At 45.8% G+C, this 10,655-nt stretch carries 6 protein-coding genes; 2 read left to right on the top strand and 4 right to left on the bottom strand.

The genetic code is table 11. The features are described from left to right. The first annotated feature begins 79 nt into the window (after window positions 1–79). Together ACHUFQ_RS13430 and ACHUFQ_RS13425 are read left to right on the top strand one after the other, a co-directional pair. Window positions 80–451, top strand: coding sequence for a hypothetical protein (locus ACHUFQ_RS13430; RefSeq protein WP_394176264.1), 372 nt, complete (start codon window positions 80–82; stop codon window positions 449–451). Window positions 452–547: 96 nt separating this feature from the next. Further along, on the top strand, window positions 548–2,830 hold the full coding sequence (locus ACHUFQ_RS13425) for an amylo-alpha-1,6-glucosidase (RefSeq protein ID WP_394176262.1): 2,283 nt from the start codon (window positions 548–550) through the stop codon (window positions 2,828–2,830). A 93-nt stretch (window positions 2,831–2,923) separates the two neighbouring features. Here ACHUFQ_RS13425 and ACHUFQ_RS13420 read toward each other — a convergent pair whose 3' ends face one another. The 4 genes from ACHUFQ_RS13420 to rluF all read right to left on the bottom strand — a co-directional run bounded on the left by ACHUFQ_RS13420 (window position 2,924) and on the right by rluF (window position 10,650). Then, window positions 2,924–6,733 (bottom strand): translocation/assembly module TamB domain-containing protein, encoded by a 3,810-nt coding sequence (locus ACHUFQ_RS13420; RefSeq protein ID WP_394176260.1) that lies wholly within the window; start codon window positions 6,731–6,733, stop codon window positions 2,924–2,926. Next, complete coding sequence (locus ACHUFQ_RS13415) at window positions 6,730–8,481, bottom strand: autotransporter assembly complex protein TamA (RefSeq protein WP_394176258.1); 1,752 nt, start codon at window positions 8,479–8,481, stop codon at window positions 6,730–6,732. The genes ACHUFQ_RS13420 and ACHUFQ_RS13415 overlap by 4 nt, the downstream gene beginning before the upstream one ends. Window positions 8,482–8,906: 425 nt before the next feature. Next, the gene (locus ACHUFQ_RS13410) at window positions 8,907–9,278 is read right to left on the bottom strand and encodes a VOC family protein (protein ID WP_394176257.1); all 372 of its coding nucleotides are present in this window, start codon (window positions 9,276–9,278) and stop codon (window positions 8,907–8,909) included. 307 nt (window positions 9,279–9,585) lie between these two features. Next, entirely contained in the window at window positions 9,586–10,650 is a 1,065-nt protein-coding gene (rluF, locus tag ACHUFQ_RS13405; RefSeq protein ID WP_394176256.1) for a 23S rRNA pseudouridine(2604) synthase RluF, read from the bottom strand. Window positions 10,651–10,655: the final 5 nt, after the last annotated feature.

The following is a 10,655-nucleotide window of genomic DNA, read 5'->3' as shown; positions in this document are numbered from 1 at the left end:
TATATCAATAAAATCTATGTTGTAACTGAACCTATGCCTTAACTCTGAGTTGTGCACAAACTTAATGTGATTGGTATTAGTGCAGGAACTGAAAACCAATGTATGTTTGCTGGCAGAGGCATTACAAGAACCCGATTCAGGCAATGCTCTGATTGAAAGTTTCAGTGATACGGCTTTTCGTCATTACTGCCAGCAAGGTTATGCGTTTGAAGATTTAGCCCCGAAAACATTAAGTAAACGTACTACCTCAGGCATTCCGGAATTTAATCAGTACCTGCAGCAATCTACCATGGATTTAGCATTCAGAGCCTACCAACGAATCCATGTGCTTAAAGCATTCGCAAAAGCCAATTCTGCACACTCAGGACAACGTCGGATCCAATCTCTGCTACGCTACCATATTATGCTTATCGCCCATATCCAGAATCAGCCTCTGCGCACTGGGCAATAATTTTCCAATTTACCTGGAGTAACTCTGGTGCTTTACCGTTTCCCCCTATACTTACTTCTTTTATTACTGACCACGGGTTGCCAGCCAGCATCTAACGTGAAACAAAACCAGACTACATCCGCAGAAACATCCGCGGCGACGCCATTGACGCGCCTGGAGGATTTGGCTATTAAGGTCAGTGCTGTTGAAAATCGTCCGGTATCATTTACCAACAAACGTTCTGGTTACTACTACACCCAAACCCATGACAATAATCATGCAGAGCACGCCTGGTTTAGCGGTTTTAATCTGGCACAAAAACGCCTGTTTAGTGACTATGAAATTTCAATCGATGGCAAGGTCCTAAACCGCCCCCAAGCCAAGGTTAGCGTATATCCTCACAAACTGGTGCGCACCTATCCAGATGGCACCAAAGAGCAGCTGTCGCTTTTTGATGATCAGGATATTGTTAGAATTGGCATCTCGGCTACTAACCCGGGTACTGGCTCAGGTACTGATTCCGGTGCTAACTCAGGTGCTGGGCATCAATTATCTCTCACCCTGCTCGGCGACCAATTGAGCAAGGCAAAACAACACGATGAGTTAATAACTTATCGCTCTAAAGAAAATCCAGGTAAAGTCATCGCTGTCGCACCTATCCAGCAACAAAGCGATGCGCCCGGGCAAGGTTTTTACGTGTTAATCGCCGATGATGTAGCCTCGGCAGTTACCTTGCTCAAGCAAGTTCGTCAACAGGATAATGCCTGGCAACAGCAGCGTGAACAACGCATGCTGACATTGCTGAATGACAACACTCCATTGCAAAGCTCTGATAAAAGGCTTACCAAAGCCATCCAGTGGCAAATGCTGAATCTCAACTCGTTAATGACCAACCAGCATGGCAAGGGTATTTATGCTGGTTTACCCTGGTTTAATGAGTATTGGGGCAGAGACAGCTTTATCGCCTTACCCGGCGCATCCCTGGTAACGGGACAATTTGAATTTGCCCGGGATATGATCACGGCCTTTGCTCGATATCAGGACCGGGATCCCCAATCAACATTTTTTGGCCGGGTACCCAATCGTGTAAGGGTCGAAGACATTGACTATCACACCACCGACGGCACCCCAAGGTTTGTTATCGAAATGCTGCACTATGTTCAGTACAGCGGTGATGTCAGCCTGATCGAGCAGCTTTACCCCAATGTCAAAGACAGTATTGATGGTTCGCTGAAAAACTGGGTGGATAGCAAAGGCTATCTGCTGCATGCCGACAATGAAACCTGGATGGATGCCAGACGAGAGCCAGACAAAGTACCATATTCTCCTCGAGGCACACGCGCCAACGATATCCAGGCGTTATGGTTTGAGCAACTTAAGGCTGGCATTTATTTTGCAAAATTTGTCGATGACAAGGATGCAACAACAAGGTGGCAGCAGGCCCTGAACAAGCTGCAGAAAAATTTTAGCGATGATTTTGTCCTGAGCGACGTAGACTATCTGGCGGACCATCTAAATTCGGATAATAGTGCGGACAGGCAATTACGTCCAAATCAATTTTACGCGTTCGATTTGATAGAAGATAAAACCTTTGTCACTGCAGCGACGAAAACCGCGTGGCAACAACTTGTCTATCCCTGGGGCGTCGCTTCATTAGATAATCGCGATAACGACTTTCATCCTTATCACCTGACCGATACCTACCATAAAGATGCCGCTTACCATAATGGTACGGTATGGCTCTGGAACAACGGTATCGCGATGCAGCGAATGATTGAGGCAGGACAACCCGATCTTGCATATCAACTGTTTGCCAATATGAACGAACAGGCGCTGACCAAAGGCGTTGTAGGCGGATTGGCTGAAAACGCCGATGCCTATCCACATGCCGGTCATGAATTACCCACCATCACGGGGACCTATTTACAGGCCTGGTCTAATGCCGAACAACTAAGAATCTGGTATCAAACATTTTTAGGGATCAGACCGGATTTAATGAAACAGCAGATTACCTTTGCGCCAAGAATGCCATCCGCCATTGATGATGTTAATTTTCAGGTACGCATCGGTAAGGGCAAACTGACTGGCGCATTTCGTAAAACAGCCTCTATGTCTTTATACCACATCACAAATAACGCCGTTTCCGGAACATTGGTGATCGATATACCGCCCTATCCGATCACCGAAATTATGGTAAAAGACAACATGCAAATCTCCATCGTCCAATCTTTCGATACTTTACAGATTGTCCCATACACACAAAATAATGAAGCGTTAAAGGAGATAATCTTGCATGCGGACACGGCGCGATTAGATCACCTGGAAACGATGGAAAACATCATGGAAAACACAACATTTGCCAAACCGCTACCCTTAAAATCCCACCGGGTAATCGATTAATCGAATGCCAGTTAGATCTTTCATCGGCGGTCAAGCGATAAGCATTTCCCTAGCCAATAAATGCTTCGGGTTAGCGACCTTGGCCATCAGCGACTAATCGACTTCAAAGGAATAATAGATATCGGCGGAGTTCTCCAGCCCGGATACAGTTTCCAGCCACAATCTGGACATCAGATATAGCCGAACCGTTAACTCATTAATCGGTTCGTATACGCCGATGCCATATTTTAGGAAAATCCTTTCCCCCAGATAACCGCTGATCGTCGCTTGCGTTACGTCGCCATCGACCTCAGTATCTAAACTCACATCGGTCAGTAACGGCACTTTCTGAACCACATTTTGCATCGGTGTGGTCTTAGTCAAAGCACTCGCCAAAGCGACACCCAATGCCGCGCCACCGCCAGAATCGGAATCCAGACCCCGTCCTCGCGTTAAGTAGGATAATATTTCCGGTTGTTGCATACTCGGATTGGAGAAAAAGGTCAGGGTCAAGGCATCCGTTGGGCCAATAATTGACAGGCCGGCAGTGACATTTTCGTCCTTTATTTCCCGCACGGCTTTTACATTGATTGTCGGGTTGGAAGGCGAACCAACAAAAGTAATTTCACCGCTTTGCACATCCAGATTCTGTCCATAAGCCTTATACTTGCCATTGGCAATTTTTAATACCCCAAATAATTGCACTGGTTGAAATTTTTCCTGACGAATTTTCAGTTTGCCACCCAGGTTACCGGTAAACCCCTGCCCATCAAGTCGAAACTTGGGATCGATGGAAAGATCAACATCACTAACAATGGCCATGGTTTTCTCTTTTTCCACTTGTTTACCTGACGTGTCGACAATTACCGCATCCTCACTTACCTGAATACTGCCTTCGGGTAAATCTTCAAGCTTTAGCAGTCCTTCCAGTACCATGATGTCTCCGCCAATTTTTGCATGTTGTCCAGAAACCTCCAGACGAATGTCGGTGGCAACCATGGCATCAAGATTAGGGGGATAGAGCACCGGGATTTTATCGGTAAACAAACGAGCGTTAGCCTGCAAACCATCGCTCCAGTCAATCTCTGCGGAAATTTCACCGGGGTGTTGTTTGATCATGAACCCGCCGTCAACATCCGCACTTTGGCCCTTAAACGTTAAATCAAGATTTATATCATCAATGCTATTCGGGCTTTGAAAGGTTGCCAGTTCACCGCCGTGTAGTGATACATTGCCCGACAAAATCGGCGAGGTAACCGAGCCGGAAAAATCGACAGCGGCGGCTAATATTCCGCGGGCACGACTCATACCGGGAACCAATTCTTCAATCAGGTGGATTTCAAAGCGCTCAATATCTAGATTCCCCTGCATTGGCATAGTGCCTTGATCCAAAGCGATATTTACATTGCCACTAATCAATCGCGTATTGTCTTGTTGATCCAAAAACAAATCCACGTTTGCCTGAGAACTGTCAGCCAAGGCACTGATTTTTCCTTGACTCCAGGTTAATAAGGTTGATGATTTCTCTTCACCTTTAAGTGTCAATGTCCCCGCGTCAATGTTATTTTCCAGATTAATCTCAAGCAGTTGCATAGCCTGCCAACTAGCATTAGCACTACCGCTCATGCCACTATCAATTTCGAGGTTTCGCCCTAATAGAAGCTGGTCATAATCGCCTAGATGCAGCTGCCAGCGTAACGATATGTTGCCGTCCTGTGCCAGTTTAGCTGGCTCCGTCACACAAATTTCATTGTCACTTTGCTGCCAGCAATGAGCCGCTAAGCTGACGTCCTGTTCGCGGATATTGATAGCTGAGCCAAAGCCGCTTTGTAACGTCCAGCGGTAATCCAGATAGCCTAGATGCGCCTCTTGCACCTCAAGTTGACTGGTCAGATTATCTAAGTCGAGTGTATTTTCAACAATCAGGTGCACGGGGAAGTCGCCATTGGCGTCAAGGGTTAATGCCTGGTTTTCCAAATCACCTTGTACAGTCGCAATGATTTGCGAAAGCTGATGATTTTCAATCATAGCTTCGTCGCTGGCCACGTTAACTTTGACTTGGTGGTTTCGCACCGGCCAGTAACTGACATCAATGTCGGTATGGGCAACATTAGTCCCCTGATACTGTAAATCGCTGACGTTAGCATCTAGCACAATATTAGGATCTAACAGGGCACCATTGATGGCGATATCACCGCTTAAGTTCCCTTTTAATTGGGGGTGCCAACGTTGGAACTGCGCACCGTGCCAGGTACCTGTGACATGCCAGTTTTCATCCGAGTGCCCCTTAAGATCTAACTGGGCATCTTGAAAGCGTGCATTAATCACCGCACCTTTTAACGTTAAACTCTGATCGAGAGAAAAGTTCGCAAAAAGCGCTGCCGGTTGATCATTGATGGTCCCGTCAATATTGGTGTTATACGAGGAAAGCTGCCATTTGCCCGGTTGTTCCAGACTTTTTGGTAGCTGATTCATGTCTAATTTACCGAGCAGATGCACCTGACCCTTTATTCGACCATCGATAGGAGTCGCCCCTAAAGTCATCTCCGGTAGTGTTAAACCCGGAACATTAGCATCGAGCTTTACAATAATATCTGTCCCGTATTCCAGATTCAGTTGACCGGTTGCCAGGGAGCCCGATATTGCGTCTTCAAACCTGAATGAGCTTAGGTCAATGATCTTGTTGTGATGCGTACCGGTGACATTTAGCGTGCCTTGTTGATAACCAAATCCTTGTAAATCCAGTTGCGCATTAATCTGCTGCTGATACAGATTTCCAGAGACTTGAGATTTCAGGCTTTCGAGCAATAATGGTTGTTCGATTATCGGCTGCAAATCCACTTTTGAACTCTGCAAATTCGCCGTAAACGGTAACTTGTTATCAACCAGATCGGTCTGGACGTCAGCCGCAACATCAAACGGCCCTTCGCTGATTAGTTGTACCGATAATTTAGAAAAATCTCCTGAAACATTAATCCGTTGTTTGCTACCCTGCAGTTGCTTGTACCAGGGAAAGTTATCGATAGCGCTGTTGACAACCAATTCCAGACCCCAAGGGTATCGCCAGTCCATGTGTCCTTTGATACCTGCCTGACCATAATCCGGAGCGATCAATTCAATTGTATCCACATCGAGAAGGAAACCGGACCACCGGGCAGTCAAGGTTAAATTATTGCTGTTGATTGGCGCAATTTGTTCAGGATCAGGGGAAAGCTTTAAAGACAAATGACCCAGTAGCAATTCGTCGACCTGCAGATCGATTGGTAAAAACACATCTGGAAGCTGCGCTAAAGGCCAGGACGCCTCAGAGCTTTGCTGAGCTGTCGGTTTAGCCGATGTCTTACTCGCATCGTCAGCTTTTGTATGATTCACACCGCCTTCGGAGTCATCACGGATCGCGACGTCGAGTCGCTCAATTTGGGCATCAGAAACTAAGAAGTGACTAGATCTGGCCTTAAAACTCGCCGAGATCTGAGAGGCACTGAGCTTAACGGCTGATTGATTGAAGGTAAACGACTCGACATCGATATTGTCAATAAGCAAATCAATGGGTAGTACAATGCGCTCAGTAGACGTATCGTCCTCGTCTTCAGGCTCTTCAGGTAATTCCGGCATGTCGATATAAATGCCGCGGGCCTTTACTGTGCGCATGCACAACTGCGATATGGCCAGACACCTTGCTTGTAGCGAGTAATCGAGCCCTTCAATACGGATGACGATAACATCTAAGTCCAGTTCGATTTGTTTAAAACTGGCATCACTTAATAGGTGTCCCTGCTCGAAATCTATCTTTAGAAAAGGCAGTATATTCAACCCCGTTACTAGCAGGCGATTACCCATTTGTGTAAAGACGAGCAAAGGCAGTAACACGACCAGTGTCAGGACGACTGCGAGCAGCCATTTTGCAATCGACTTAAGTCTCACAGCTCAGCTCCGAGGTTAAAGTGTAGCTTCCAGCTTGGGTCATCTTCACTGATGCCATAACCAAAATCCACCCGAATGGCACCCACCGGTGAGATATAATGGACACCAAAACCAACAGAATAGACTGGGTCAATCCGAATGTTGTCGGTAGCATTACCCGCATCACTAAAAACCACGCCACGAATTTTTTCCGTAAAGTAATATTGGTACTCAATGCTTGCTAATGCCATTCGTTTTCCACCAACCACCACTTCTTCGCCGGCGAGTTCTCCCTCATTGACAATTTCCGTTGGGCCTTGAGACTGATAATCAAAGCCGCGAATGCTTTGATCACCGCCGGCGAAAAATCGCAAAGAGGGTGCCAATTTTGATTTTGGCGCATCGAAAATATCAGAAATACCGACTTCGGCGCGTACCACAACCCGGTGTCGTCGCATTGGTGTGGTAATAAAACGCCAGCGTGCAATCGCCCTTAAGATATTGATGTCCGATCCCGCACCTTCGGCTCCGCCTTCAAAGCCATAAAACTGACTAAATCCCCAAGATGGATCTAATTGTGGTCCGCTGCGACGTATTCGGCTAAACAGAACACCGGGCATAAGATAGCTGCCTTCTTCTGCCTCACCAAGGGCATTATTTTGATATCGCCACCCTTCGGATAGATAACGCACATAATAGACACCGCTCCAGCTATCATAAACCCGAACATTGGCGACGCGTCCCTCCAGATACTTACTGACCAGACCACCATATTCATCGTCTTCCAGAGTCGCTTGAAATTGCAGCAAATCTTTTATTGGATGAGATAAGGGTATGCGATAGGTAAAGCGCCCCGTCGGATTAATTTTTGAATACTCGATTTTGGTTTCCTGACTATGACCATAACGATTAATTTTCGGGGTTCGCCAGCCAGCAGAAATGCGGAATTTGGTATCTGTGGCATACCCCATACCGACATCAAAAAAATGCGATTTCGTTTTTCCTAATGTCACTTTCAAAGGAACGAGTTGATTAACCGCATCATTTCGATCCGGTACCACCAGAGTGTTGCCAAAGTACTGGGTTTGTTGTAATTGATTTTGAAACTTTATTACCCGTTGACTGGTATAGGGCTCACCCAATTCAAAAGGTATTAAAGATTGAAGAATTTCCGGCTCAATATCAAACTCTGAATAAAGCACTTCTCCCAGATAATAACGTCGGCCACTGTGGTAAACCAATTCAACATCGGCATTTTCAAAATCCTGACGGATGGCAAGTCGGGAGCGATCAAATTTACCGTCAAAATAACCACGATCCAAGGCCAGCGAAGATATTTTTGTTTTGACCTCTTCATAGACACCATGATCAACGACATCTCCGGTTTTAAGCAGTTTGGCTTGAATATTGGTGACTAATTCGAGAAATTTCGGATCTAGTTCTGCCTCGCCTTGAATATCAATCAAAATATCATCAAATCGGGTTGGCTCATTGAGGTTAACACCAATGAACATCCGCCACAGTTTCTTATCTTTGTGTTGAGCTTCTTTATTGATGCGAATATTGATGTGGCTGCGGTAATACCCCATTGCCTGCAATGCCGCCTGGGTTTTATCGAAAGCCGTAAACACAAAGCTTTCACGTTCAGCTTCTGAATCGGGTAACTCGCCGAGGTGGGCGCGAATGTTTTTCTTAAACTTGCTCGGCAATTCATCGGGCATTTGTAATTGCAGATTCGCAGCTTGCGCCTGGGCGGCAAAAAATAGCAAATATAAGGCTGCAAAAATTCCTGACCTAATGAATTTGATCAGTGAAGGAATGAATAAGTTATTTCGCAGATTCCTTTGCAAAAAAAGCAAGTGTAACCCCATTAAAACACGCAGAATTCTTCAAATCAGGAAAAACATAAAAGCGCCATCGGCCTGAACAACAAAGACCTTACCAACAGTATGGCAACACTTACCAAAATTACGATAACAATTTTAGCACTATTAATAAGTTAATTGATTGTTTAATACCAAAAAAATCTCTTAACACTGGGGATTGAATGAAGCGAACGTGCCCCTCAGAGCCGCCGGAAACTGGAATAATGCGGCGCCAATTAAATCTTCTGAGCAGGAAACTTCAGAATATTGTCGATTACAGAAACCGTGTCAAAATTTCACGATTTAGCACCTAGTCATCGGCAACCGATTTAGCGATGCTGATCAATCAGAATTGGGTTGCCATCGGGATCTTCAAGCATAAAGCTACCAGGGCCAGAAGATTCGGTATTCACCTCGGATAGCAGAGTTAACCCTTGTTGAGCGCAATAGCGTTGAATATCGCGAACATCCACGAACGTGTCCAAGTTCGATGCGTGTTGATCCCAACCAGGATTAAAGGTCAGCATGTTTTTCTCAAACATGCCCTGAAACAAACCGATAATATGCTCACCGTTTTGCAATATACACCAGTTTTGCTCAACATCTCCGCCAATTTGTATAAAGCCAAGCTTTTCATAAAATTGTTTAGAAACCGTAATATCTTTTACCGCCAAAGAAACTGAAAAAGCACCTAAATTCATTGAGTTATTCTCCACAATTAGTGTTTACGGGTGTTTTCTAACTGTAGATGAAAAAGATTGTGAAAGCGATCACCAAGAACGTACCGCCAGAGCGATACTGCAGCAACATCGCTTCAGGTACGTGGCAGAAAACGCCACTTCGAGTAAGGTAAGCTTCGCTGGTGGAAGGTGGGAGGTGGAAGAAAAAGCCTTGCGTCATTCCGTGATACTACACGGAATCTAAGGTTAAAGTTTTAACTTAATAAGAATGTGAACTCTGCGTGAGAAAGAGATACCCGGCCGCCGCCGGGATGACGGAAATTAAGCGCTATTTTTTCAGGCTTAACGTGCCTTTTCGGCCGTTTGCGCGGTCAGTCCGTGCGGGTGTCTTAGAAGTGGGCTTGTTCTTAGGCGCCGTTTTGTGGGCCTTACTGGATTGTGGTTTTGCCGGTCTGCTGGAATTCGTGTTGTCCTGATTTTTTGAATCTTTTTCTAGTCGACGGTTAACACCATCGCCTTGGGGCTTATTGCGAGTTTTACCCCCGTCTTGCCGATTCCCCGTATCTCGTTTTCGATACGCAGTGGATGAATCCCCGGTTTGGATTGCTGGTCGGTTTTCGGGTTTTGCCGCGGTGGTTTGTGATTTCACGCCCTCAGGTGCGGTCTTGCTCGATGTCGCCACTGCTGTATTAATGTCTCGCATCTCGCGGTGGGTTAAATTTCGCCATTGTCCGGGTTTGAGTTTATCAATGCTCACCGACATAATCCGGGTGCGTTTTAGTTTGGTGACCTCATATCCCAAATATTCACACATACGACGTATCTGCCGATTTAAGCCTTGAGTCAGAATAATTTTGAACACGAACTTGCTAAGAATTGTTACCTGACAGGGTTTCGTAACTGTGCCAAGGATTGGCACGCCACGCGCCATTCGCTCGGCAAACCGAGGCGACAGTGGCTTGTCGACTGTAACTAGGTATTCCTTGTCATGAGCATTTTCAGCGCGAAGAATTTTATTGACAATATCACCGTCACTGGTGAGAAATATCAAACCTTCTGATGGCTTATCCAGGCGACCAATGGGAAAGATGCGCTGCTCATGGCCGATGGCATCAATAATATTGCCTCTTACCTGACGTTCCGTGGTACAGGTAATGCCGATGGGCTTATTGTAGGCAATGTAGATTCGGTCGGATTTATTTTCTGCGCTGGCGGCAATGGTTTTACCATCTACCTGTACCTTATCACCTGGCAAAACTTTGGTGCCAAGCTCAGGTAATACCCCATTGATTTTCACCCGCTGATCCGCAATTAACTTATCGGCTTCCCGGCGTGAACAAAATCCAGATTCACTAATAAATTTATTTAGGCGTTTGCCGGTAACTTCGTTCAACTGAC

The organism is Thalassotalea litorea (assembly GCF_043642205.1).
Classification (GTDB): domain Bacteria; phylum Pseudomonadota; class Gammaproteobacteria; order Enterobacterales; family Alteromonadaceae; genus Thalassotalea_A; species Thalassotalea_A litorea.
The sequence above is the reverse complement of the archived record's forward strand: the minus strand, read 5'-3'. Positions and strand labels throughout refer to the sequence as shown.

Bases quoted from the DNA above. Each gene is read 5' to 3' on its own strand.
- ACHUFQ_RS13410 (WP_394176257.1), bottom strand. From the start codon at position 9,278: ATGAATTTAGGTGCTTTTTCAGTTTCTTTGGCGGTAAAAGATATTACG.